This window comes from Duganella sp. Leaf126, assembly GCF_001423125.1.
Taxonomy (GTDB): Bacteria; Pseudomonadota; Gammaproteobacteria; order Burkholderiales; family Burkholderiaceae_D; genus Rugamonas.
Genome location: NZ_LMNW01000023.1, coordinates 343,344 through 366,858 on the forward strand (window position 1 = coordinate 343,344; position 23,515 = coordinate 366,858).

21 protein-coding genes and 4 tRNA genes are annotated in these 23,515 nt (G+C 66.3%); 15 read left to right on the forward strand and 10 right to left on the reverse strand.

The window, feature by feature from the left end; genetic code table 11:
- Window positions 1–28: 28 nt before the first annotated feature.
- Window positions 29–241 carry an entry exclusion lipoprotein TrbK gene (gene trbK / locus ASF61_RS12725; protein ID WP_156369583.1) on the forward strand — a complete coding sequence of 71 codons (213 nt, stop codon included), beginning with the start codon at window positions 29–31 and terminating at the stop codon, window positions 239–241.
- A gap of 80 nt (window positions 242–321) precedes the next feature.
- Here trbK and ASF61_RS12730 read toward each other — a convergent pair.
- From ASF61_RS12730 to ASF61_RS12750, 5 genes are all read right to left on the reverse strand, one after another.
- A tRNA-Arg gene (locus ASF61_RS12730) sits at window positions 322–398 on the reverse strand.
- A 39-nt stretch (window positions 399–437) separates the two neighbouring features.
- Window positions 438–514 (reverse strand) — tRNA-Arg (locus ASF61_RS12735).
- Between the two features lie 39 nt (window positions 515–553).
- Window positions 554–630: transfer RNA gene (locus tag ASF61_RS12740), tRNA-Arg, on the reverse strand.
- A 48-nt stretch (window positions 631–678) separates the two neighbouring features.
- Window positions 679–755 (reverse strand) — tRNA-Arg (locus ASF61_RS12745).
- Between the two features lie 227 nt (window positions 756–982).
- A complete protein-coding gene (locus ASF61_RS12750; RefSeq protein ID WP_056156349.1) occupies window positions 983–1,210 on the reverse strand; it encodes a hypothetical protein in 228 nt (75 codons plus the stop codon).
- A 232-nt stretch (window positions 1,211–1,442) separates the two neighbouring features.
- Here ASF61_RS12750 and ASF61_RS12755 point away from each other — a divergent pair, with 232 nt between their 5' ends.
- From ASF61_RS12755 to ASF61_RS12765, 3 genes are all read left to right on the forward strand, one after another.
- On the forward strand, window positions 1,443–2,276 hold the full coding sequence (locus tag ASF61_RS12755; protein ID WP_056156351.1) for a response regulator: 834 nt from the start codon (window positions 1,443–1,445) through the stop codon (window positions 2,274–2,276).
- 156 nt (window positions 2,277–2,432) lie between these two features.
- A complete protein-coding gene (locus ASF61_RS12760) occupies window positions 2,433–4,655 on the forward strand; it encodes an ATP-binding protein (RefSeq protein ID WP_229205828.1) in 2,223 nt (740 codons plus the stop codon).
- Between the two features lie 272 nt (window positions 4,656–4,927).
- Window positions 4,928–5,905 carry a diguanylate cyclase domain-containing protein gene (locus tag ASF61_RS12765; protein ID WP_056156355.1) on the forward strand — a complete coding sequence of 326 codons (978 nt, stop codon included), beginning with the start codon at window positions 4,928–4,930 and terminating at the stop codon, window positions 5,903–5,905.
- 65 nt (window positions 5,906–5,970) lie between these two features.
- Here the strand turns inward: ASF61_RS12765 and ASF61_RS23760 are convergent, their stop codons facing one another.
- Window positions 5,971–6,408, reverse strand: a complete 438-nt coding sequence (locus ASF61_RS23760; protein ID WP_229205829.1) for a hypothetical protein — start codon at window positions 6,406–6,408, stop codon at window positions 5,971–5,973.
- A 176-nt stretch (window positions 6,409–6,584) separates the two neighbouring features.
- Here ASF61_RS23760 and ASF61_RS12775 point away from each other — a divergent pair, with 176 nt between their 5' ends.
- Together ASF61_RS12775 and ASF61_RS12780 are read left to right on the forward strand one after the other, a co-directional pair.
- Complete coding sequence (locus tag ASF61_RS12775; protein ID WP_056156358.1) at window positions 6,585–8,201, forward strand: response regulator; 1,617 nt, start codon at window positions 6,585–6,587, stop codon at window positions 8,199–8,201.
- A 117-nt stretch (window positions 8,202–8,318) separates the two neighbouring features.
- The gene (locus ASF61_RS12780) at window positions 8,319–9,047 is read left to right on the forward strand and encodes a sensor histidine kinase (protein ID WP_373994544.1); all 729 of its coding nucleotides are present in this window, start codon (window positions 8,319–8,321) and stop codon (window positions 9,045–9,047) included.
- Between the two features lie 26 nt (window positions 9,048–9,073).
- On the opposite strand, the gene ASF61_RS12785 is transcribed toward ASF61_RS12780, so the two are convergent.
- Entirely contained in the window at window positions 9,074–10,372 is a 1,299-nt protein-coding gene (locus ASF61_RS12785; RefSeq protein WP_056156362.1) for an NAD(P)/FAD-dependent oxidoreductase, read from the reverse strand.
- 167 nt (window positions 10,373–10,539) lie between these two features.
- Here ASF61_RS12785 and ASF61_RS12790 point away from each other — a divergent pair, with 167 nt between their 5' ends.
- The 4 genes from ASF61_RS12790 (at window position 10,540) to ASF61_RS12805 (ending at window position 15,227) form a co-directional block, all read left to right on the forward strand.
- On the forward strand, window positions 10,540–10,974 hold the full coding sequence (locus ASF61_RS12790; RefSeq protein WP_056156365.1) for a MarR family winged helix-turn-helix transcriptional regulator: 435 nt from the start codon (window positions 10,540–10,542) through the stop codon (window positions 10,972–10,974).
- Window positions 10,971–12,494, forward strand: a complete 1,524-nt coding sequence (locus tag ASF61_RS12795) for a DHA2 family efflux MFS transporter permease subunit (protein WP_056156367.1) — start codon at window positions 10,971–10,973, stop codon at window positions 12,492–12,494. The genes ASF61_RS12790 and ASF61_RS12795 overlap by 4 nt, the downstream gene beginning before the upstream one ends.
- A 10-nt stretch (window positions 12,495–12,504) precedes the next feature.
- Window positions 12,505–13,965 carry an efflux transporter outer membrane subunit gene (locus ASF61_RS12800; protein ID WP_056156605.1) on the forward strand — a complete coding sequence of 487 codons (1,461 nt, stop codon included), beginning with the start codon at window positions 12,505–12,507 and terminating at the stop codon, window positions 13,963–13,965.
- Window positions 13,966–14,036: 71 nt separating this feature from the next.
- Window positions 14,037–15,227 (forward strand): efflux RND transporter periplasmic adaptor subunit, encoded by a 1,191-nt coding sequence (locus ASF61_RS12805; protein ID WP_056156369.1) that lies wholly within the window; start codon window positions 14,037–14,039, stop codon window positions 15,225–15,227.
- A 138-nt stretch (window positions 15,228–15,365) separates the two neighbouring features.
- On the opposite strand, the gene ASF61_RS12810 is transcribed toward ASF61_RS12805, so the two are convergent.
- Window positions 15,366–16,952, reverse strand: a complete 1,587-nt coding sequence (locus tag ASF61_RS12810) for a hypothetical protein (protein WP_229205830.1) — start codon at window positions 16,950–16,952, stop codon at window positions 15,366–15,368.
- Between the two features lie 73 nt (window positions 16,953–17,025).
- Complete coding sequence (locus tag ASF61_RS12815; protein ID WP_019919933.1) at window positions 17,026–17,514, reverse strand: Lrp/AsnC ligand binding domain-containing protein; 489 nt, start codon at window positions 17,512–17,514, stop codon at window positions 17,026–17,028.
- Window positions 17,515–17,624: 110 nt separating this feature from the next.
- Here ASF61_RS12815 and ASF61_RS12820 point away from each other — a divergent pair, with 110 nt between their 5' ends.
- The 3 genes from ASF61_RS12820 to ASF61_RS12830 all read left to right on the forward strand — a co-directional run bounded on the left by ASF61_RS12820 (window position 17,625) and on the right by ASF61_RS12830 (window position 21,053).
- Complete coding sequence (locus ASF61_RS12820) at window positions 17,625–18,908, forward strand: D-amino acid dehydrogenase (RefSeq protein ID WP_056156371.1); 1,284 nt, start codon at window positions 17,625–17,627, stop codon at window positions 18,906–18,908.
- Window positions 18,909–19,185: 277 nt separating this feature from the next.
- On the forward strand, window positions 19,186–20,025 hold the full coding sequence (locus ASF61_RS12825; RefSeq protein WP_056156373.1) for an HDOD domain-containing protein: 840 nt from the start codon (window positions 19,186–19,188) through the stop codon (window positions 20,023–20,025).
- 2 nt (window positions 20,026–20,027) lie between these two features.
- Window positions 20,028–21,053, forward strand: a complete 1,026-nt coding sequence (locus tag ASF61_RS12830; protein ID WP_056156375.1) for a transporter — start codon at window positions 20,028–20,030, stop codon at window positions 21,051–21,053.
- Here the strand turns inward: ASF61_RS12830 and ASF61_RS12835 are convergent.
- The gene (locus ASF61_RS12835) at window positions 21,001–21,549 is read right to left on the reverse strand and encodes a hypothetical protein (protein WP_056156376.1); all 549 of its coding nucleotides are present in this window, start codon (window positions 21,547–21,549) and stop codon (window positions 21,001–21,003) included. The two genes, ASF61_RS12830 and ASF61_RS12835, sit on opposite strands and share 53 nt — an antisense overlap.
- A gap of 104 nt (window positions 21,550–21,653) precedes the next feature.
- Here ASF61_RS12835 and ASF61_RS12840 point away from each other — a divergent pair, with 104 nt between their 5' ends.
- Window positions 21,654–22,874 carry an MFS transporter gene (locus tag ASF61_RS12840; protein WP_056156378.1) on the forward strand — a complete coding sequence of 407 codons (1,221 nt, stop codon included), beginning with the start codon at window positions 21,654–21,656 and terminating at the stop codon, window positions 22,872–22,874.
- On the forward strand, window positions 22,871–23,491 hold the full coding sequence (locus ASF61_RS12845; RefSeq protein ID WP_056156380.1) for a metalloregulator ArsR/SmtB family transcription factor: 621 nt from the start codon (window positions 22,871–22,873) through the stop codon (window positions 23,489–23,491). The genes ASF61_RS12840 and ASF61_RS12845 overlap by 4 nt, the downstream gene beginning before the upstream one ends.
- Window positions 23,492–23,515 lie beyond the last annotated feature (24 nt).

Here is a 23,515-nt window from a genome sequence, read left to right on the forward strand (position 1 = left end):
GATCTGAACTGCACTGCAAGGAGACCGCTTGAAGATACAGCCTGGTACGGTGATGGCCGTGGTGGCAGCACTGCTGCTGTCGGCATGGGCCTGGCGCCAGCTGGGCCGGACGCCGCAAGTGCCGGCGGCATCCGCCGCCAACTGCTCGCAGGAGGCGATCAGGGCGGTGTCCGACCCGGTGGCACGGTCCATCCTGGCGAGCCGCTGCGCGAAGCGCGCGGACCACTCGGAACAAAAATAAATCAAGATCGGCAAAAAGAAAAAGGGCCTGACGATCTCTCATCAGGCCCTTTTTCTCACGATATTTATCATCACGAATTCTGGTGCGGCTGGCAGGAATCGAACCCACGACCCCTTGGTTCGTAGCCAAGTACTCTATCCAGCTGAGCTACAGCCGCTAACACTACACATACAATACTACAGGTACAACACAACGTTGGTGCGGCTGGCAGGAATCGAACCCACGACCCCTTGGTTCGTAGCCAAGTACTCTATCCAGCTGAGCTACAGCCGCTAACACTACACATACAACACTACGGGTACAACACAACTTTGGTGCGGCTGGCAGGAATCGAACCCACGACCCCTTGGTTCGTAGCCAAGTACTCTATCCAGCTGAGCTACAGCCGCGCAAAAACAAGAGTTTAACAGCTTCTTGTTTGGTAAAACACGAATTTTTGGTGCGGCTGGCAGGAATCGAACCCACGACCCCTTGGTTCGTAGCCAAGTACTCTATCCAGCTGAGCTACAGCCGCCAAAATTTCGCATGCAACAGTGTATCGTATAAACTTTATTTTGCAAAGTCCGACTTATTCATCGATTTATTTATCCGGCACACGGAATACCGAACAAACCCGTTGCAAACCATCTACTTCTACCCTGCCACATCGCTTTCTCCCGGCACGCCGTTCGAAAGAAGCAGCATTATAGGGATGCTTGTCCTGCTTGTCCACCATTCATTTATGGGCGACAAGCAACGACGTCACACGCCGTATTCCGCAGCGGCCTTGGCAGTCCACAATGCTTCGTTGTAGGAAGGATACGGTTGACCATAGCAATCGACACTGCCGTTTTCACCGACGAACTTGATCCACCAGCCCTGCTCGTCCTTGATGATGCCGATGTCGCCGGCCCGGCATACTTTCAGTAATTGCTCGCCGTCCTCGAGCTGCCTGATATTCACGCCCCTGTGCCTGACGTTGGTAGCCATCTATTCTCCTCGACGACGATGGTGGATTTGCGCTGCAACATGGACAAATAAGCATACCATTCACGCCACTTATCGCACTCATCATCAATAAAAATTTGCATTCGTTTGCGCGTTGCAGCATTATTGAGCTGTCTCCTCTATTCTCCTCCAAGGAAATAGATTTAGCCCGCTCCCGTAGCGGGCTTTTTTTTTACCGTGTACGATGCGTCATCTTATGAAGAGGTCAACTCGTATGTCATCACCCGTTTCGATCGCTGCACCCGCCCCGGACTGGACACGCACGGCACTCGGCGATTGCGCCGCCTGGCCGAACTGCCTGCGGCTGACGATCGATATCCTGCTCAATTCCCCGCTGCCGATGGTCTTGCAATGGGGCGAGCAGCAGATCATGGTGTATAACGACGCGTATGTCGAGCTGATGGGTTCGCCGAGCCTGCGCGCGCCCGGCGCCACCGTGCCGTCCCTGCCGCCGGCGGTGTGGACCTGGCATCCGGACGTGCTGGCCCACGCGCGCGCCGGTCACAGCGCCAGTTACCGCGGCCAAGACCTGCCGGTCTGGCAGGGCGACGCCTGCGTGCAAAAGCCGCTCGACCTGTATTACACGCCGGTACGCGACGACGACCAGGTCGTGCGCGGCGTGCTGTGCACGGCCTGTCCGGCCCAGGCCCAGGCGCGGTCGGCCGGGCACGCGACGCGCGCGCTCAACCTGCTGGTGGTGGAGGACAACGCCGACGCCCGCTATCTGGTGTGCGAAACCCTGCGCGCCCTGGGCCACGAGGTCGAAGCGGCCGCCAGCGCCGAGGAAGCGCTGCCGCAATTGACGAACCACCAGTTCGACGTGCTGTTTACCGATGTCAGTCTGCCCGGCATGTCGGGCGTGGACCTGGCCCGCCAGGCGCGCCGCGAGCAGCCGGCGCTGGAAGTGCTGTTTGCGTCCGGCTACGGCGACGAACTGACCCGCCACCTCGAGTTCTCCGCGCGCGCGCTGCAAAAGCCTTACGATCTCGATGTGCTGCAGGACGCGCTGGTGCAGATTTCGCGCAAGGTGCAAGCCAAGGCCGTCTGATTCCTGCTCCAGTTTCAACAGTGCGGCGGCAGCGTGGCAGGCCGCGCTAGAATGGTCAAACCGCTAACTGTTCGATGCCAGCTTCGCGCCCCTGCTCCGCCACCGGTACGCAGGGCGACGAGCCGGCTGCCGCCGATGATTTCTCCTCACGAGCCAGTGAGCGCCCACCCCGCCAGTCCGGCGGAAGACGCCGCGCTCAACGACCCCCAACGCGCACTTGACGAACTGCGCCTGGTGCGCGCGTCCTTGCGCCAGAGCCAGCACGAGCTGCGCGCGCTCGCCGATTCCATGCCGCAACTTGCCTGGATCGCCGAGCAGGATGGCGCCGTGATCTGGTACAACCAGCGCTGGTACGATTACACAGGCGCCACGCCGCAAGACATGCTCGGGGACGGCTGGCGCAGCGCCTATGCGCCCGATTGCGTGGCCGCGCTCGAGAAAATGTGGGAGGAGTGCCGCACCAGCGGCCGCGCCTTCGAGCTTGAAATACCGATCCGCAGCGCCAGCGGCGAGTTCCGCTGGTTCCTGGTGCGCGCCAACGCCGTCCGCGACGCCAGCGGCAAGCTGGTGCGCTGGTTCGGCACAAGCACCGATGTCGACCAGGTCAAGCGCGCCCAGGAAGCATTGCGCGACGAAACTGCTGCGCTGGAACTGGTCAATCGTACCGGTACCGCGCTGGCCTCGCGCCGCGACCTGCACCCGCTGCTGCAGGAACTGACCGATGCCGCCACCAGCATCAGCGGCGCCCGCTACGGCGCCTTCTTTTACCAGGCGGCCGACGACAGCGGCAGCACCGTCCTGCGCCACACGCTGTCGGACGGCGCGCGCGACAGCTTCGCCAGCTTTTGTGCGCCGCGCGCGGCCGCCCTGCTCGGCCACGACGGCCACGCTGGCAGCGCGCGCAGCCAGGTCGCCCTCCGCAGCATCGACCTGCCGCTGGACGCCGACGGCGTACAGGCCAGCCCGAACACGGGCCTGCCGCCCGGCACGCCGCTGGTGCGCAGCTACCTGGCGGTGCCGGTGGCGCTCAGTTCGGGGGCCGTCATCGGCTGCCTGTTCTTCGGCCATCCCGAGCGCGCCATGTTCAGCGAACGCACCGAGCGCATCATCAGCGGCATTGCCGCCCAGGCCGCCATTGCGATCGACAACGCGCGCCTGTACGAAGCCACCCAGCAGGCAGCGGAAGAACGCAAGCAATTGCTCGACAGCGAACGCGAAGCCCGTGCCGAAGCCGAGCGCAACAGCCAGATGAAGGACGAATTCCTGGCCACGCTGTCGCACGAGCTGCGCACGCCGCTCACCGCCATCCTCGGCTGGTCGCAAGTCTTGCGGCGCGGCACCCGCGACGAGGCCGATCTGCACCGCGGCCTGCAAACCATCGAGCGCAATGCACGCGCCCAGGCGCAGCTGATCGAAGACCTGCTCGACATGAGCAGCATTGCTTCCGGCAAGGTGCGCCTGGAAATGCTGCCACTGTCGGCGTCGGCCATTGCCGCTGCGGCCATCGACACCGTGCAGCCGGCAGCCGAGGCGCGGCAGGTCACCATTGCTACCGAATTCGACGGGGCAGCCGGCATGGTGTCGGGCGACGCCAGCCGCCTGCAGCAGATCATCTGGAACCTGCTCAGCAATGCAATCAAGTTTACGCCGGCCGGCGGCACGGTGACGGTCGGCGTGCGCCGCGAGGGCGACCAGGTCGCCATCGAAGTGCGCGACACGGGCGCCGGCATCACGGCCGACTTCATCGGCCACGTGTTCGAGCGTTTCCGCCAGGCCGACGCCACCACCACCCGCAAACATGGCGGCCTGGGCCTGGGCCTGGCGATCGCCAAGCACCTGGTGGAGCAGCATGGGGGCACCATCGCCGCCCACAGCGACGGCCCCGGCCATGGCGCCTGTTTCACGGTGCGGCTGCCGCGCCGTGTCGGCAAACAGTCGGCCACGCCAGCGTCCGGCTGTGCTGCGCCGCATGATCTGTCCGGTTTCAGGGTGATGGTGGTCGATGACGACAACGATTCCCGCGAGCTCATCCGCAGGATCTTGCACGACTGCCGTGCCGAAGTACTGACGGCAGCGAATGCGACCGAAGCATTGACCATGCTGGCCCACGTGCGACCCACGGTGCTGATGACCGACCTCGGCATGCCCGACATCGATGGCTACGGCTTGCTCGAACGGGTGCGGGCGCTGGGGCCGGCGGGCGGCGGCAGCGTGCCGGCCATCGCCCTGACCGCATTTGCCCGCGACGAAGACCGCCAGAAAGCGCTGGACAGTGGTTTTGCGGCACATATCGCCAAGCCGGTCGAGCCCGGTGAGCTGATCAGCAAGGTCATGCAAGCGAGCTTGCTGCACCGAAATGATTCGCACTTCCTCCCCTGATCCGCGCTATCATGCAATAAACATACGTAAGTATTATTACCAGAAAGAACATTTGCGACTCCTACTTTTAGACGCGGCAATGTCCTACAAGCAATCAAGAGTGTGCTTGCTACACTTGGCATTTTGCTGGAAACGCGTAGAATTATTTCTCAGTAGAAATTATTTAAAGATGTGTGCGTCGCAGCACAGCGGTTTGCGATATTATCTAATTAGTATGCATTACATATGCGGCCGGGACCCCGCCGCTTAGATGAGAAGATTGAGAAAAAAATATGCCGAGCCGTGACGATATTCTGCACGCCAGGATACTGGTGGTGGATGACAGTGCCGACAATGTCGAGCTGATGTTGGAGATCCTGCGCGAAGCCGGTTACACCAATGTTTCCTCGACCATGCTGCCAGAGCAGGTATGCCCGATGCATCGCCAGCACTGCTACGACCTGATCCTGCTCGACTTGCAGATGCCCGGCCTGAACGGCTTCCAGGTCATGAAAGGACTCAAAGAAATCGAACAGGGCGGTTACCTGCCCGTGCTGGCGCTCACGGCCCAGCCCAGCTTCAAGATTGCCGCCCTCGAAGCCGGCGCGCGCGATTTCATCAGCAAGCCGTTCGACCTGCTCGAAGTCCACAAGCGCATCCACAACATGCTCGAAGTGCGCCTGCTCTACAAGGAACTGGCGCAGTACAGCAAGCAGCAGCAGGAACTGGCGCTGCACGATCCGCTCACCGGGCTGCCCAACCGCCGCCTGCTCGAGGACCGCATTGCTACCGTCCTCCAGCACGCCACGCGCCAGCAGAACAAGGCGGCCGTCATGTACCTCGACCTCGACGGCTTCAAGCCGATCAACGACACCTATGGCCACGCGGCTGGCGACGAGATCCTGAAACTGGTGGCCCAGCGCCTGGTCAGCTGCGCGCGCAAGGAAGACACGGTGGCGCGCGTCGGCGGCGACGAGTTCGTCATCGTGATGGGCAATATTTCGCACGTGAGCGATACGCAGGAGCCCGCCAACAAGCTGATCGACTCCGTCTCGCAGCCGTATATCGTCAATGGTCAGACGCTGCAATTGTCCACCAGTATCGGCATCGGCATCTTCCCCGACGACGCCGACGCGGTCGCGGCAGTCATTGCCGTGGCCGATGCAGCGCTCTACGAAGCGAAGCGCTCGGGCAAGAACCGCAGCTGCACCGCGCAAGCGTTGCGCTCGCAGGCCCCGGCCCGGCCAATGCTGTCCACCTCGACTGCCTGACCAAAAAAAATCCGCCCCGTCCGGGGCGGATCCTGTTCCGCAGTTAGAGCACTCAGGGTCGGCGCTTACGCTGCAGCTTTTTCCTTGGATTTGCCGCCGTTGCCATTGTTGCCGCCAGTGCCACCGTGGCTGTCCTTGCCGCTGTGCTGGTGGTCATGCTTGGCTTCGACCATGTCCGGCGGCACCTCGATGCGCGTGATGCCGGCATCGACCGAGACCGGGTCGCTGGCCGGGAACGTCATTTCCAGGCCGTCGTCGAGCAGGGTTTCCTTGGCCTGTTCCGCCGGGCTGGCCTGCTCCAGATCGGCCAGGGTGGTGATGGCCTGGGCCCATTTGACGAATTCCATGTTGGCAAGGTCGCGCACCGAGTGCACATTGAACGCTTGCGCCAGTGCCTTGGCGTCCTTGGCGCTGATGCCGCGCAGGGCGCTGACCGGCGCCGCGGCCAGGGCGCGGAAGCTCATGCCTATATATTCTTTGTCCACGACAGTATCGATATTCATGATGTGTTCCTTGGATGGGTGGATACACGGTCACTGTGACAGGACTGCCCGCGCGGGTCTGTGCGCGAGCAAACATAGGGTAGCCATGGTAGCTCGCGGTGTGTAACTGCCGGTGTTTTGACATCGCATAAGGCAATTGCTATGATCGGCCGGTCTCCCGCAGCCGCCCGCGCACCGTGCCCACACTCGACAAACCCAAGATCCTGGTCGTCAACGACGATGCGAACAGCCTGTTCGCGTTGACTAGCGTGCTGGGCCTGTGGGCCGAGCAGGATGCCTACGAAGTGCTGTCCGCCCGCTCCGGGCCGGAGGCGCTGCGCCAGGTGCTGCTGCACGATTTCGCGGTGATCCTGCTCGACGTCAACATGCCCGGCATGGACGGCTTCGAAACCGCGGAAGCAATCCACGCCCGGGCCCGCTCGGCAGACATCCCCATCATCTTCATCACGGCTTTCCTGGCGGACGAACTCGACCGGTTGAAAGCGTACCAGCACGGCGCGGTGGATTTCCTGTTCACGCCGGTGATTCCCCAAGTGCTGTACGCCAAGATTTCAGTCTTCGTGGCGCTGGCGCTGAAGACCGAGGAACTGAAGAAACAGGCGCGCGAGCTGAGCGCGCGCAGCACCGAACTGAGCGCGTTCAACAAGCGCCTGCGGCGCGAGATCGAGGAGCGCCAGGTCGCCGAGCGCGAGAACCATGCCAAGGACGAGTTCCTGGCCATGCTCGGCCACGAGCTGCGCAATCCGCTGTCTGCCATCAGCAGTGCGGCGGCACTGATCGGCCTGCCCGGCGTGGACAGCGCGGGCGTGCAGCGCGCCCGGCAGATCATCGAGCGCCAGAGCCAGCACCTGGGGCGCATCGTCGACGACCTGCTCGACCTGTCGCGCGCGATGTCGGGCAAGATCCTGCTCGCGCGCGCACCGGTGGACCTCGCTGCGCTGGTGGCAGGCACGCTGGAAACCTTCCGCACCACGGGCCGCAGCCGCGACTACGACGTGGTGCAGGAGCTGGCCAGCGGCTGGGTCGAGGGCGACGCCACCCGGCTCGAACAAATCACCAGCAACCTGATCGATAACGCCCTCAAGTACACGCCGGCCGGCGGACGGATCGAGGTGTGCACCCGGATCGAGCGCGACGACGTGGTGCTGACCGTGCGCGATAACGGGGTCGGCATCAGCGCCAGCCTGCTGCCGCAGGTATTCGAGGTCTTCGTCCAGGGCGCGAGCACGCTCGACCGCTCGCAGGGCGGCCTGGGGATCGGCCTGTCGCTGGTGCGGCGCCTGGCCGAGCTGCACGGCGGCAGTATCGAGGCCGACAGCAAGGGCCCCGGCGCCGGCAGCCTGTTCACCCTGCGCCTGCCGCGCATCGCCGAGCAGGCTGCGACCGCGGCGCTGGCGCCTGCGGCCGGCGAAAACAAGCCCAGCCTGCTGCTGATCGAGGACAACCAGGATGGCCGCGAAATGATGTCGATGATGCTCAGCTGCTATGGCTACCAGGTGACGGCAGCCGAGGACGGCTTGCGCGGCCTGGATGCCGTGCGCGCGCGCCGGCCCGACCTGGCGCTGGTCGATATCGGCCTGCCCGGCATCGATGGTTACGAAGTGGCGCGGCGCCTGCGCGCCGATCCGGATACCCGCCACATCAAGCTGATCGCCCTCACCGGCTATGGCCTGGCAGAGGACCTGGCGCGCGTGATGGCAGCCGGCTTCGACCGCCACCTGGTGAAACCGGTGGGCATCGAGCAGTTGATGGAGTCCATCGCCAGTTGCATGAGAGAACCGGCAAAGTCGTGAAGGCGGGCAAGTGATTTCCCTGCGGAGCGCCGCCTCCGGGCAACCTCGGGTATCATCGGCAGCGAGACTCCTTCTTTACAACTTACACCAGGTCTTTCCATACAAACAGAGATGCTTATGTCCGTACCGGCCTCACCAACACCGCAGCAGGATGCCCACGACGCCCGGCGCAGCGCCGACCTCAGCGAACTGCTCGGCCATGTCCACACCTGCTGGGATAACGAGCGGCGCTCGCTGTCGCGCCAGCTGCACGACAGCCTGGGCTCGTCGCTGACCGCGCTTACCATGCACCTGGGCCTGCTGATGCAGAAGCTGCCTGAAGACCAGGCGCTGCAGGACCGCGCCAACCACATGAAAAAGCTGCTGGGCCAGATCGTGGAAACCAACCGCCAGATGCAGATCAAGCTGTGGAACGACAAGCTCGAATTCCTCGGCGTGCGCGTGGCGCTGGGCGAGCTGGTCGAGCAGTTCGGCGCCCAGCACCAGATCCAGGCGCGCAGCAGCCTGCCCGACGACGAACTCGATTGCCCGCGCAGCCACGGCATCGTGCTATTGCACACGCTCGAAGAAGCGCTGCGCAACATCGTCGCCCACGCCAACGCCACCGAGGTGGACGTGATCGTGGACGACAACGAAGATGAAGTGATGATGACGGTGAAGGACAACGGCGTCGGGCCGCAGGCGCAGGCAGCCGACGCAGCCGGCAGCGCCGATGGCGTCAAGTTCGGCCTGCGCATGGCGCGCGAGCGCGCCGCCTACCTCGGCGGCACCCTGACGCTGGCGCCCGGCCACGAGGGCGGCGCCACGCTGACCATGATTCTGCCCAAGCCGCCCAAGGCGGCCTGAGCACTTAATGAAGCTTCAATGAAGTTTCAATGAAGCTTCACTAAGGGGGTGCTGCGCTTGATCAGGAAGCGGGCCAGCGCCAGCACCCCGGTGCGCACAGTGCCGAGCACGGCCTTGTGGTGCAGCAGGTGCAGGCTCACGTACATCAGCCGCGCCACGAAACCATCGACGAACCAGCTCAGGCCCTTTAGCGAACCCATCAGGCTACCGACCGACGTGGTGCGGCCGAACGACACCAGCGAACCGTAATCGCGGTATTCATAGGGCTTGGTCTGCGCCGGCTTGTTGTCGCGCTGGCGCAGGAAGGTTTCGAGCAGGTAGTCGGCCTGCTGGTGCGCAGCCTGGGCGCGCGGCGGCACGGCCTTGCCGTCCGGTCCGATGCAGGCGGCGCAGTCGCCGAGCGCGTAAATCCCGGCAAACCCTTTGACCTGCAGATGCTGGTCCACGTCCAGCGCGCCCGAGCGCACGGTGGGCAGCCCCAGCTGCTGGAGGAAATCGGGCGCCTTGATGCCGGCCGCCCACACCACCAGCTGGGCCGGATAGACGACGTCGCCGGCGGTCACGCTGTCGGCGGCGATCGCGGTCACGCGGGTATTGGTCACCACCGTCACCGAGCGCTGGTGCAGCAGGTCGAGCGCCGCGAGCGACACCTTGTCCGGCAGCGGCGCCAGGATGCGCGGCGCGCCCTCAAGCAGGGTAATGCGGATATCGCGCTCGGCCTGCAGCTGGCCGGCGCCGTAGGTGGCGTACACGCCGCTCGCTTCGCGCAGCTCGGCCGCCAGCTCGACGCCGGTGGCGCCGCCGCCGATGATCACCACGTCCACCCCGGCCTGCACGTTGTGCTCCTTCTTCAGCGACGCCAGCGTCAGCAGTTTCAGCAGGGTCAGGCGGAAGCGTTCGGCATCCTCGGTGGCGTTCAGGGAAATCGTGTGCTCGGCCGCGCCGGGCACACCGAAATAATTGGACGTGCTGCCGACCGCGATCACCAGCGAATCGAAACCGACCTGGCGCTCCGGCAGCACGACCTCGTCGTGCTCGTCGCCGGCCGTGATGGCGCCGATGGTGATGGTGCGCTGCGCATGGTCGAGCGCCAGCATCGGGCCGTAGGCAAACGTGAAGCCGTTGTCGTGGGCCAGCATCTGGTACGACAGGCCTTCCTGGTGCACGTCGAGCGTGCCGGCAGCCACTTCGTGCAGCGACGGTTTCCAGATATGGTACAGGCGGCTATCGACCAGCATCACCGCACCCGGCATCTTGCGCCCGAGTTTGCATGCCAGCTCCAGCCCGCCCGCGCCGCCGCCCACGATAATAATTTTGCTATGCAAATCTCTTCTCCCTCTTGGCTTGCGCCGTCATGAACTGCCGCGCATCGGCTGCGCGCATCCGCCATGATACCAAGACTAGACGAATCTTTCTCTCGACCATCTTGATGAGCGTGCTAGAATAATCGTTCGCACCCTAACCTTTTACCTTCTAACCAATTTCCCCGACCATGCCCACGATCGAAGAGCGCTTTTCGGCCGCCCTCCACGGCAGCGCCCGCGCCTGGCGGCTGGCCCTCGACCGCCGCCTGCGCCACCTCGGCATCAGCCAGTCGAGCTGGATGGCGATTGCCATCACCGCCAAGGAGCCGGCGCCACCGTCGCAAACCCGGCTGGCCACCCGCGTCGGCGTGGAAGACCCCACCATGGTGGCCACCATCGACCGCCTGGTCAAAGCCGGTTACATGGTGCGCACGCCGTCGGCCACCGACCGCCGCGTCAAGCTGCTCAGCCTGACCGAATCCGGCATGCAGGTGTACCGCAGCGTGAAGCAGGAAGCCGACGCGGTGCGCGGCGAGCTGCTGTCCCGGGCCGACCCGGCGGTGCTGGCCGTCGTCACCGCCTTCCTCGAACAGCTGCAAAGCGATATCGAGCCTGGCCCATGAGCGCCGATACTGCCACCGACCGCGGCATCAACCGCACCATGATCACGGTGTCGATCATGCTGGCCACGATCATCCAGGCGCTCGACGGCACCATCGCCAACGTCGCCCTGCCCCATATGCAGGGCAGCCTGTCGGCGTCGCAGGACCAGATCACCTGGGTACTGACCTCGTTCATCGTGGCCACCGCGATCGCCACCCCGCTTACCGGCTGGCTGTGCGACCGCTTCGGCCAGAAGACTATTTTTCTGACCGCCGTTGCCGGCTTCACGCTGGCCTCGGTGCTGTGCGGGCTGTCGATGAACCTCACCGAGATCGTCGCCGCGCGCATGCTGCAGGGCGTGTTCGGCGCGGCGCTGGTGCCGCTGTCGCAGGCCACGCTGCTCGACATCAACCCGCGCGAGAAGCACGGTTCGGCCATGGCCGTGTGGGGCATGGGTGTGATGATCGGCCCGATCCTGGGCCCCACCCTGGGCGGCTGGCTGACCGACGCCTACGACTGGCGCTGGGTGTTCTTCATCAACGTGCCGATCGGCGCGCTGGCGTTCTACGGTATCTGGCGCTATATCGGCCGCACCACCGCGCCGCGCAAGATGACGTTCGACGCCTTCGGCTTCATCACGCTGAGCCTGGCGATCGGCGCCTTGCAGATGCTGCTCGATCGCGGCGAACAGAACGACTGGTTCGCGGCCACCGAAACCTGGATCGAAGCGGTCGTGCTGGCGCTGGCGTTCATCTATTTTGCCGTGCACACGGCGCTGCAGCCGCCCGGCAAATCGTTCTTCGACTACCGGCTGCTGAAAAACGCCAACTACGTCAGCGGCCTGCTGTTCATCTTCATCGTCGGCCTGGTGCTGTTCGCCACGCGCGCGCTCACTCCGACCATGCTGCAAAGCCTGATGGGCTACCCGGCCGCCATCGCCGGCCTGGTGACGGCGCCGAGCGGCATCGGCACCATGCTGGCCATGCTGGTGGTGGGCAAACTGGTGGGACGGATCGACCTGCGCCTGCTGCTGGGCGCCGGCTTTGCCATCACCGCCTTGTCGCTGTGGCAGATGACGCGCTACACGCTGGTGCTGTCGCAGGGCGACATCGTCTGGCCCGGCGTGATCCAGGGACTGGGCCTGGGCCTGGTGTTCGTGCCGCTGTCGGCCGCCACCTTTGCCACGCTGTCACCGGAGATGCGCGCCGAAGGCACGGCGATCTACAGCCTGATGCGCAATATCGGCAGCTCGATCGGCATCGCACTGGTGCAGACACTGCTGGTGCGCAATACGCAAACCATGCATGCGGCGCTGACGGCGCAGATCACCATCGCCAACCCGGCCGCAGTCGAGGCGCTGGCCGCGCCGCAGGGCGCCGCGCTGCTCAACAGCGAGATCACGCGCCAGGCCTCGATGATCGCGTACGTCGACGATTTCTGGCTGATGCTGATCCTGACCCTGTGCGTGCTGCCCCTGCTGCTCCTGATACGCCCCGCTGCCAGCCATGCCGCACCGGCAGTCCACGCGGCCCACGATTGACACCGACACCATGAACCACACCATCAAACCATTGTTGCCCAGGCTGGCCATCGCGGCCGCCACGACCGCGCTGGCAGCGCTGCTGGCCGGCTGCGCCGCCATTCCGCCCGAATCGCAGGTGCCGGCCAGGCGCGACATGGCCAGCGCCGGGCTGGCGGCCGACATCCACCTGGCGCGCGAAGGCTGGCCCCAGGCGCGCTGGTGGACCGCCTACGGCGACGCCCAGTTGAACGCGCTGATCGAGCAGGCGCTGCGCGCCGGTCCGACGCTGGAAGTGGCTGCCGCGCGCATCGGCAGCGCGCGGTCCGAACTGGCGCGCAGCATGGCCGACATGGGCATCGACCTCGGCGCCTATGCCAACGCCAACCGCCAGCGCTACTCGGGCACCGGGCTGTTTCCGGCGCCGATAGGCGGCGCATATTTCACCACCGAGACGCTGCGCCTGGAAGCGCGCTACAACTTCGACTGGTGGGGCAGGAACCGCGCCCAGGTCGCCGCTGCGGTCGGTGCGGTCAACGTCGACCGTGCCGCCTATGCCCAGGCGGAACAGGCGCTGGCGGCCGCCGTGGCGCAAAGCTACTTCCGCCTGCAGGGCGACTTTGCCCGGCGCGACAATCTGGTGCAGCTGACCGAGGTGCAGACCGCGCTGGCGCAGGACCGCGCGCGCCGCGTCGCCGGCGGGCTGGCCGATGCCGACACCGGCCAGGCGTCGCAGGCCGAACTGGCCCGGCTGCGCAAGCAAGCCGCGCAGCTGTCCACCGACATCGGCGTCGAGCGCGAAGCGCTGCGGGCGCTGCTCGGCGCCGACAGCGCGGCGCTGGCCGACCTGCAGCCGGTGCAGGCCGCGCCGGTCGCCCACGCCCTGCCCGCCCGCCTCGGCATCGCGCTGCTGGCCCGCCGTCCCGACCTGCAGGCGGCGCGCTGGAAAATCGAATCGTCGCTGAGCCGCATCGATGCCGCCAGGGCCGCGTTCTACCCGGACATCAACCTGACCGGCTCGATCGGTCTCGACACCATCAGGGTTGAGAACCTGCTGCAGGCGGCCAGCCGTACCCTGTACCTGGGGCCGACGATGACGCTGCCGATCTTCGACAGCCGCCGCCTGGATGCCCAGCTCGACGCCGCCCGCATGGTGCGCAACGAACGCATCGCCGACTACAACCAGACCGTGGTGGCGGCCGTGCGCGAGGTGGCGCAGGATGCGGTGCAGGTGCAGGGCATCGAACGGCAGATCGTCGAACAGGCGGCTGCCAGCGCCGCCACCGGCGCGCAGCTGGCGTCGGTGCAGAAACGCTACGAACGCGGTCTGGCCGACCACGCCGGCGTGCTGATCGCGAAGCAGGCCGTGCTGCGCGAGCGCGACGCCGACCTCTATCTGCAACAAGTGCAGCGGCTGGCCGAAGTTGCGCTCACCCATGCCCTCGGTGGCGGCTACCACGAGCAGGCGCCGCTGGCCAGCGCCCTGAAATAAGGGGACCTCGAAAAACCTGCTGCGCAACGCGCTACGGTTTTTCGGCTTCCCCATTAACGATCGAGACTACCATGAGCAACGACACCACAACGGACACCAAACCAGCCCCCAAGCCCGACAATAAGCCGGGCAATAACAGGAAGCGCAACACCGTACTGGCCGGCATCACGCTGCTGTTGCTCGCTGCCGGCGGCGCTTACGCCGTGTACTACCAGACCGTGCTGTCCAAGATACAGGAAACCGACAATGCCTACGTCGGCGGCAACCTGGTCAACCTGACGTCGCAGGTGACCGGCAATGTCACCGAGATCCGCGCCGACGAAACCCAGATGGTGCAGGCCGGCGCGCCGCTGGTGCAGCTGGACGCAGCCGACGCCGACGTCGCGCTGGCCCAGGCCGACGCCAGGCTGGGCGCCGCCGTGCGCCAGCAGCGCCAGCGCTACGCGGACGTCGGCCAGTACGACGCTACCGTCGCCCTGCGCCGGCTGGAACTCCAGCGCGCCGAAGACGACCTGGCGCGGCGGCTGCCGCTGGCGGCCGACCACACGATTTCGGGCGAGGAAGTGGACCATGCGCGCCAGGCCGTCGCCAGCGCCCGCGCCGCAGTCGCGGTGGCGCAGCAGCAGCAACAGGCGGCGCAGGCGGCGGTGGCGGGCATCGATGTGCCGCACCATCCGGCCGTGCTGGCCGCCAGGGCCGACTACCAGGCCGCCTGGCTGGCCGCGCGCCGCAACACCATCGTCGCGCCGGTGTCGGGCTACGTTGCCAAGCGCGCGGTGCAGGTGGGCGCGCGCGCCACGCCGGGCATGGCGCTGCTGTCCATCGTGCCGCTGGACCAGCTGTGGGTGGACGCCAATTTCAAGGAATCGCAGCTGCGCAATCTCCGCGTCGGCCAGCCGGCCACGGTGGAAGCGGACATGTATGGCGACAAGGTGGCATTCCACGGCACGGTGACGGGACTGTCGGCCGGCACCGGCAGCGCGTTCTCGCTGCTGCCGGCGCAAAACGCCAGCGGCAACTGGATCAAGGTCGTGCAGCGGCTGCCGGTGCGCATTGCGCTGGACGCCGCCGAACTGCGCGCCCACCCGCTGCGCATCGGCCTCTCGACCACGGTCAAGGTGGACATCAGCCACACCGACGGCCCGGTGCTGGGCACGGCCATGCCGCGCCAGCCCGTGTACCGGACCGCCGCCCTGTCGCAACCGCTGCAACAGGCCGCCACCGCAGCCGACACCATCATCGGCCGCAACCTGCGCCAGTAAGGGCACACCGAAAGGGAACCCCGAAAAACCTGCTGCGCGACTCGCTATCGCCGCACGCTTGCGGCACGCAAGACGATATCGGGCCGCTCGCCCCGTTTTTTCGAGGCCCCCGCCCTCAGTTCGTCAAATTCGGTGGCGCTATTTGCGCAGTTCGGCGTCGAGTTCGGTGATGGCGGCCTGGGCCTGGGTGATCACGCGGTCGGCAATGCGCTGGCGCATGCCGGGGATGCGGCCGGCCGCTTCGGCTTCCAGCAGCAGCGGCATCAGCATCTGTTCGGCCGAGACGCGGAAGCCGTGCGCCACGGCGTCGAGCTGGGCGTTGAAATTCTGTTCGGCCCCTTGCAGCTGCTTGCGCAGCTCCGCTTCGAAAGCGCTGCGCTTGTCGCGGATTTCGGTGCGCTTGCGCTTGCCGATGTCGGCAAACCACTTGAAGGCGCCGGCCAGCAGTACGGCGCCGCCGACGAACGGCGCTGCCGGCGCTACCACGGGCAGCACCACGGCCGCACCGACCAGGTAGGCGGCCGTGCCGGTGCCGGCAGCCGCCACCACGCCGCTCATCAACGTGACGTTGGCGGCGGTATCGACCCTGTTGGCCAGCCGCGTGCCCAGCCGCAGGCGCGGCATCAGGCGGGCGAGGGCCGAATGGTGCTGGCGTTCGAACATCGAGACCTGTCCCAGCCGCATGCCGGACTGGAACAGCCGCAGGTCTTCCTGCAGCAGGTGCAGCGCCTGTTCCTTGCGGCGCACGATGCGGTCGAGCCGGCGCTCCATCTCCTGGCCGAACTGGTTGCGGCCGATGCTGTCCCACACCTCGTCTTCTTTCCACTTGTCGGTGGCCAGGCGGTCGGCGATGGCCAGTTCGATGGCGTTGCCGGCGTCGTGCACGGCGTCCTCGATCTCCTCGGCCAGCAGGCGCCGTTCCTGCGCGATGCGCTGCTCGACCAGCACCAGGCGTTGCATCACCTGGCTCTTCATTTCGTCGGCGGTGGCCAGCAGGGTGGCGGCCATCGATGCGTCGCGCCCCATCTGCTGCGCCTGCTCTACGTAGGCGGCGATGTCCTGCAGGATGGCCGCCGTGGTGGTGCCGACCAGCGCGCGCAGCTGCGCGGTGTCGATCTCGCCGGACTGGAAGCTGCGCGCGTGCTCGACCAGCACCGGCTGGCCGGCGGTGCGGCCGAAATCGGCGACCGCGTCCGACAGCGAGCGGCCGCGCACCAGGCGCCGCGCCTGCTCGCCGAGATTGGACAGCAGGCCCCGTTCGCCGGCTGGCGGCAGGCGGTCGCTGTCTTCGGGCGTCAGCCGCGCCGACAGGGCCTTGGCCAGGCGCTGGGCCAGCGCGCGGGCGTCGGCGCCGTGCAGCGCCAGCAGCGGCATGGCCATCGACAGCGCGTCGTCGCGCGCGGCCTGCTCGACGGCAGCGGCGCTGCGCGCCAGCGCCGCGAACGCCCAGTCCACGTCAACCCCGGATTCGATGGCGTTGAGCACCAGCGCGGTAAAGACGGCCGAGGACTTGCCGTCGCCGGCCAGTTCGGTGACGGCGGCAAATTGCGCCAGCGTCAGCTTGCCGTCGCGCCCGGCAATGGCGCCGACCGCGCGTGCATACGCCGAGCTGAAACTGTGGTCGGCGGAAAGATGTTCGTCGAGGGTCCGGACGTGGATGGCGTCGGCGCCGATGCCGGTCCCGGTGCCGCTGCCGTGATTGGCTGGAGTACCGTGGGTGGTCACACTTGCTCCGTCTGTTTGCATGTCATCCGGACTATTTTAACGGAAGCCCGCCCGCCGCGCAGGGGCAAGCGGGTCAGGCGCCCGTTGCCAGCGCCAGCGTTTCCTTGATCTCTTCCATCACCACATAGCTTTTCGATTGCGCCGCGCCGGGCAGACTCAAAAGCATGTCGCCGAGCAGCTTGCGGTACTCGGCCATTTCGTGGATGCGCGCCTTGATCAGGTAGTCGAAGTCGCCCGACACCAGGTGGCACTCCTGCACCTCGGGGATGCGCAGCACCTCGCGCCGGAACTGCTCGAACACGGGACCCGACTTCTGGTTCAGCGTGATCTCGACAAACACCAGCAGCTTGGCGCCGAGCGCCGGCGGGTCGATGCGCGCGTGGTAGCCGGTGATCACGCCGTCGCGCTCCATGCGCTTGACGCGCTCGATGGCCGGGGTGATCGACAGCCCCACCTGCTCGCTCAGGTCTTTCATCGAAATGCGGCCGTCCGCCTGCAGGATGTGCAGGATCTTGCGGTCGAGCTTATCCAGGGTGCGTACCGACTCTTTCTGTATGCGCATGACATTCCACTAAATAAATCGGGTTTAACAGTAACAAAAGCTGGCAATACGAGGATACCATAGCGGATTATAGGGGCGAAGTGCGCCCATTATCCAACTTGGGGGCTCATATGCGCGTACTCGTACTCGGAAGCGGTGTCATCGGTGTTACCAGTGCCTACTACCTGGCCCGGGCCGGTCACGACGTGACCGTGATCGACCGCCAGCCCGGCCCTGCGCTTGAAACCAGTTTCGCCAACGCCGGCCAGATCTCGCCCGGCTATGCGTCGCCCTGGGCCGCGCCCGGCATTCCGCTCAAGGCGGTCAAGTGGATGATGCAGCGCCATGCGCCGCTGTCGATCACGCCCGACGGCACGCTGTTCCAGCTGCGCTGGATGTGGCAGATGCTGCAGAACTGCACGCCCGAGCGTTACGCCGTCAACAAGGAGCGCATGGTACGCTTGGCCGAATACAGCCGCGATTGCTTCAAGGTGCTGCGCGCGGCCACCGGCATCGCCTACGAAGGCCGGCAGCAAGGCACGACCCAGCTGTTCCGCACCCAGAAACAGCTCGATGATGCGGCCAAGGATATCGCCGTTCTGCAGGACACCGGCGTTCCGTACGAATTGCTGAACCGCGAGCAATTGCTGGGCGCCGAGCCCGGTCTCGACCAGACCCGCCTGGTCGGCGGCCTGCGCCTGCCCAACGACGAAACCGGCGACTGCCAGCTGTTTACCACCCGCCTGACCGCCATGGCCGAGGAGCTCGGCGTCAAGTTCCGCTACAACACCTTGATCGACGGCCTGGTCACGGCCGGCGACCAGATCGCGGGCGTGCAGTCGGGCAGCGAACTAGTGCGCGCGGATTCCTACGTGGTGGCGCTGGGCGCCTATTCGACGCCGCTGCTCAAGGGATTGGTGGACGTTCCCGTCTACCCGCTCAAGGGCTATTCGATCACGGTGCCAATCGTCAACGCTGCTGCCGCGCCCGTGTCCACCATCCTCGACGAGACCTACAAGATCGCGGTCACCCGCTTCGACGACCGCATCCGCGTGGGGGGCATGGCCGAAATCGCCGGTTTCGACAAGCGCCTCAATCCGCGCCGCCGCGAAACGCTGGAGATGGTCGTCAACGACCTGTTCCCCGGCGCCGGCGCCACCGCCGAGGCCAGCTTCTGGACCGGCCTGCGCCCGATGACGCCGGACGGCACGCCGATCGTCGGCCGCACCGGTCTGCGCAACCTGTTCATCAACACCGGGCACGGTACGCTCGGCTGGACCATGTCGTGCGGCTCGGCGCAACTGCTGGCCGACATCATCTCGGCGCGCAAGCCGGCAATTCTTGCCGACGATCTGTCGGTGGCGCGGTACAGCGCCGCGCCGACGACGCGCCAGCCGCAACTGGCCAGCGCCTGAGCATCACGCCCGGCGATCGGCTGCATGCCGCTGCAGGCAGCCGACCGCCGCAGACTGTCAGCCGACTTTCAGCCGGCTCCCTGGCGACGCGCGGCCGACTGGCGGTCGAGGTGCAGCCGAGGTGCAGCCGCTCCGCAGCCGACGGCCGCCGACAGCCGCGCGCTGTGCCCGGCGTTCGCCCCGCCGTTGTCGTTTCCCCGCCTCGATTCGCGCTACCTCGCCGTCGCAGCCCAACATGGCGTTGAGCTTGGACGCCGGGGTGCGTATAATTTTGACCATGAATAAACTTGAAGCATACGGCCATATTGCGGCCATGGCCATCCGCGGCGAATTGGTCTTCCCCACCAGCGTCAACGCCGCCCTGCGCGTCCAGCTCGCGCTCGACGATCCCGACTGCCCGATCGACAAGGCGATCAAGCTGGTGCTGGCCGAGCCCACGCTGGCCGCGCGCACGGTCGCCATTTCCAATTCCGCCATGTTCGCGCGCGCCGGCGCGCCGGTGGTGACCAATGTGCGCGGCGCCATCATGCGCATCGGTTACCAGAACCTGTTCGCGCTGGCCGCCGCCATGGTGGTGCGCCAGTTCGGCAGCAAGCTGGTCGATCCGGCGCTGCGGCTGAAGGCCGAGCAGCTGTGGGACCACACGATTGCCGTCGCCGCACTGGCGCGCCTGATCGCGCGCGAGGTCACCCGCGTCAACGAGGACACGGCGCTGTTTGCCGGCATCGTGCACGAAGTGGGCGGCTTCTACCTGCTCTCGCGCGCCGACGAATTCCCCGGCCTGCTCGAGGAAGACCCGGACAACTGGCACTCGGCCAGCGAGGAAATCATCACCCGCGAAGTGATGCGCAAGCTGTGCATTCCCGAGCCGGTGGCCGACGCCATCGAAGGCCTGCGTGACGCCTTCATGTCGATCCCGCCCGACACGCTGCAGGATACGCTGCTGCTGGCCAACCAGCTCACGCCCGTGCGCTCGCCGCTGCAGGAAGCGCAGCGCGACCTGCCGCCCCATTCCGACGCCGCGATCGACCTGTTCATCGAGCCGGAGCGCATGCAGAAGCTGCTCAGGGAGGCGCACGACAACGCGGCCGAGATGAGCGCCGCGCTGCTGGTGTAAGCATGCAGCAGGCGCCGCTGTCCTACGGTTCCGACGCGTCCGGCCTGGTGTGTGGCTACGTGTTCGGCCGCGCGGCCGATGGCAAGGGCTTGCCGCTCGACGCCGACCAGGCCTGCGCCTGGCTGGAGAACCGCGAGCGGCACCCGCAGGAATTCATCTGGCTGCACTACAACCTGGCCAATACCGCCAGCGAGAAGTGGCTGCACGAGCACCTGGCCCTGCCCGAGGAATTTTACGAAAGCCTGCACGAGGGCCCGCGCTCGACCCGCATCGAAGTGGCCGACAATACGCTGATCGCCGTGGTCAACGACGTGCTGCACGATTTTTCGTTCGACCCGTCCGACATCTCCACGCTGTGGCTGAGCGTGGACCGGCAGGTCGTCATCAGCGCCCGCCGCAAGCCGCTGCGCGCCGTGGACAGCCTGCGCAACGCGGTGCGCAACGGCGAGCCGATCCGCTCCTCGGTCGAGCTGCTGATCCACCTGCTGCGCGACCAGGCCGACGCGCTGATCAAGATCGTGCGCCACGCCATCGCCACGGTCGACGGCATCGAGGACAATCTGCTGGCCGGCAAGCTCAACACCAAGCGCGCCAGTCTGGGCGAGCTGCGGCGCGTGCTGGTGCGGCTGCGCCGCCTGCTGGCGCCGGAACCGGCTGCGCTGTTCCGGCTGCTGCAACGGCCGCCGTCGTGGGTGGCCGAACTCGACGCCCAGGAACTGCGCCAGTCCACCGAGGAATTCTCGCTGGTGCTGGCCGACATGGCCTCGCTGCAGGAGCGCATCAAGCTGATTCAGGAAGAAATCGCGGCGCTGGTCAACGAGGGCAACAACCACAGCCTGTTCGTGCTGACCATCGTCACCGTGCTGGCGCTGCCGATCAACATCATCGCCGGCCTGCTCGGCATGAACGTGGGCGGCATCCCGCTGGCCAACGCGCCGCACGGCTTCCTGGTCGTGGTGGTGATCGTCGCCAGTTTTACCGCGATCGCCGGCTGGCTCGCGTTCCGCCGCCAGCGCGACCTGCGTTAGGCTTCTCGTTACGGTAGATGACCAGGCGCTGCACGCCGAGCAGCATGAACGCTGCGCCCAGCACCAGCGCCACCAGGTTGTCGCGCCGGTAGCTGGCGCGCACGTCGTCCAGGCTGGTGACTTCCTTGCCGCCGACCGACACGCCATACACCACGTGGAAATCGCCGGGCAAAAAGCCGGGGTGGTTGACCTGGTCCGGCGCGAACCGCACGGTGACCGGGTACAGCCTGGTCGCCGCGCGCAGCGCTGCCCGCAGGCGGCCGTCGGCATCGCTCTTGACGTGGACCGCGAACTGCTGCGGCGTGGTGCGGGCGGCAAAATACATGGCGTCGCGGCTGTCGTAGGTCCAGTCCACGCGCCCGGTCACGGCCTGCAGCTGCGCCGCAGCCGGGAAGCGCAGTTCGAGCGCGATGAAGACGCCGACGATGCCGAGACCGAGCAGCAGGAAAAAGAACCCGCCGCGACGGCCGCCAAACCAGTTACGCCATGTATTCATAGAGCGAGGTGTACGAAAAGATCGCCATCATACCGCGCCTTGGTCACCGCACATTAATAAACATTTTCGTTTACTTATTAGTGCCACGCCGTTACAGTAGGGACATGAAAAACTCCCTGCTCATCAGCAGCGCCTGCCTGCTGGCCCTGCTCTCCACGGTCGGCGCCGCGCTGCCGTATCCGATCCTCGCGCCGCTGTTTGCCGACGGTAGCGCCAATGGCCTGAACACCTTTCTCGGCCTGCCGCCGAAGCTGCTGCTGGGCCTGGCGCTGACGATCAATCCGCTGGGCCTATTGATCGGCTCGGCCCTGCTCGGTCCCATGTCCGACCGCTACGGCCGCCGGCCGGTCCTGCTGGTCACCGCCGTCGGCGCAGCGGCCGGCCATGCGATCACCGCGCTGGCGCTGGTGTTTGAATCGTTCCCGCTGTTTATCGCAGCGCGGTTCGTCACCGGCCTGCTGGAGGGGAACGGCTCGGTGGCGCGCGCCATGCTGGCCGACCGGCTCGACGGCGATCTGCGGCGCAAGGCGCTGTCGTGGCTGAACGGCGCCTTTTACATGGGTTGGCTGGTGGGCCCGCTGATGGCCGGCTTCACGCTCGACTACGGCGTCACCACGCCGTTCTGGATCGCGGTGGCGCTGCTGCTCGGCACTGCCGTGCTGGTCGCGCGCGCGCTGCCGCGCGAGGCGCCGTCGGCCGCCACCACCTCGTGGTGGCAGGTGGCGCGCCATCGCCACGCCCTGAACCTGCTGCGCGAACCCGAGCTGCGCACGCTGTTCGTGATCACCCTAGCCTACAGCTGCTGCGTGACCGGGTTCTACGAGTTCTATCCTTTGTGGCTGGTGGAAGTGCCCGGCTACGGTCCGCGCGGCATCGCCTGGGCCACAGCAGCCATGTGCGGCGTGATGACCGCCACCACCATCGTTGCCGGCCGCAAGTACGCCGGCGCACCGCTGCTGCGGGCGCGCGGCTTTGCCTACGCCACGGCCTCGCTAATCGGGCTGCTGGCGGTCAGCAACGCGCAGGTCGGCCTGGCCGCCATCGTGCTGTTCGGCGTGCCGCACGCCTTCCACAGCAGCATCGTGCCGCACTGGTGCGCCGAGCGTTTCGGCGCCCATGGCCAGGGCGCGGTGATGGGCCTGATCTCGACCACGTTCTGCCTGGCCAATATCGTGATGGCGCTGATCGGCGCCGTGCTCACCTTGATCGACACGCGCCTGATCCTGCTGCTGTCGGCAGCGCTGGGCGCGTGGTCCGCGTGGCGCCTGCAGCGCTGGCATGACCGCCTCCAGCATACGGCGCCCGCAGCAGGAGTGCTGTCGTGAATACCGCCGACCAGACCCTCTTCCTGATCAAGACCCGTGGTCCGCAAACGGCGCAGCAACTGGCCGCGCTGCTCGGCCTGACCTCGATGGGCGCCCGGCGCCAGCTCGAAGCGTGGCAGGAAAAAGGCATGCTCACCTACGAGGACGTGGCCGACAAGCCGGGCCGGCCGGCGCGCCGCTGGCTGCTGACCGAAGCGGGCCACGCGCGCTTCCCCGACCGCCATGCCGACCTGACGCTGCAGCTGATCGACCAGGTGCGCCAGCTGTTCGGCGAGGCGGGACTCGAACGGCTGATCGCGTCGCGCGAACAGCTGAGCGAACAGCAGTACCGCCAGCACCTGGCGCCGGCCCGCACCCTGCCCGAACGCGTGGCGGCGCTGGTGCAGGCGCGCAGTGTGGAAGGCTATATGGCCGAAGTGGCGCACGCGGACGACGGCGCCCTGCTGCTGATCGAAAACCACTGCCCGATCTGCGCGGCGGCGCGCCAGTGCCAGCAGTTCTGCCGCTCGGAGCTGGACCTGTTCCAGCGTGTGCTGGGCAACGACTGCACGGTCGGCCGGGTCGAGCACATGCTCAATGGCGCCAGGCGCTGCGTGTACGTGATCAAGCGCGTCTGACCGGCCGCGCTTAGGCTTAGTTTA

What these genes read in the sequence shown, in the direction of transcription:
- ASF61_RS12750 (WP_056156349.1), bottom strand. Translation starts at nt 1,210, where the DNA reads ATGGCTACCAACGTCAGGCACAGGGGCGTGAATATCAGGCAGCTCGAG.
- ASF61_RS12755 (WP_056156351.1), top strand. Translation starts at nt 1,443, where the DNA reads ATGTCATCACCCGTTTCGATCGCTGCACCCGCCCCGGACTGGACACGC.
- ASF61_RS12765 (WP_056156355.1), top strand. Translation starts at nt 4,928, where the DNA reads ATGCCGAGCCGTGACGATATTCTGCACGCCAGGATACTGGTGGTGGAT.
- ASF61_RS23760 (WP_229205829.1), bottom strand. Translation starts at nt 6,408, where the DNA reads ATGAATATCGATACTGTCGTGGACAAAGAATATATAGGCATGAGCTTC.
- ASF61_RS12780 (WP_373994544.1), top strand. Translation starts at nt 8,319, where the DNA reads ATGTCCGTACCGGCCTCACCAACACCGCAGCAGGATGCCCACGACGCC.
- ASF61_RS12790 (WP_056156365.1), top strand. Translation starts at nt 10,540, where the DNA reads ATGCCCACGATCGAAGAGCGCTTTTCGGCCGCCCTCCACGGCAGCGCC.
- ASF61_RS12795 (WP_056156367.1), top strand. Translation starts at nt 10,971, where the DNA reads ATGAGCGCCGATACTGCCACCGACCGCGGCATCAACCGCACCATGATC.
- ASF61_RS12800 (WP_056156605.1), top strand. Translation starts at nt 12,505, where the DNA reads ATGAACCACACCATCAAACCATTGTTGCCCAGGCTGGCCATCGCGGCC.
- ASF61_RS12805 (WP_056156369.1), top strand. Translation starts at nt 14,037, where the DNA reads ATGAGCAACGACACCACAACGGACACCAAACCAGCCCCCAAGCCCGAC.
- ASF61_RS12815 (WP_019919933.1), bottom strand. Translation starts at nt 17,514, where the DNA reads ATGCGCATACAGAAAGAGTCGGTACGCACCCTGGATAAGCTCGACCGC.
- ASF61_RS12820 (WP_056156371.1), top strand. Translation starts at nt 17,625, where the DNA reads ATGCGCGTACTCGTACTCGGAAGCGGTGTCATCGGTGTTACCAGTGCC.
- ASF61_RS12825 (WP_056156373.1), top strand. Translation starts at nt 19,186, where the DNA reads ATGAATAAACTTGAAGCATACGGCCATATTGCGGCCATGGCCATCCGC.
- ASF61_RS12830 (WP_056156375.1), top strand. Translation starts at nt 20,028, where the DNA reads ATGCAGCAGGCGCCGCTGTCCTACGGTTCCGACGCGTCCGGCCTGGTG.
- ASF61_RS12835 (WP_056156376.1), bottom strand. Translation starts at nt 21,549, where the DNA reads ATGAATACATGGCGTAACTGGTTTGGCGGCCGTCGCGGCGGGTTCTTT.
- ASF61_RS12840 (WP_056156378.1), top strand. Translation starts at nt 21,654, where the DNA reads ATGAAAAACTCCCTGCTCATCAGCAGCGCCTGCCTGCTGGCCCTGCTC.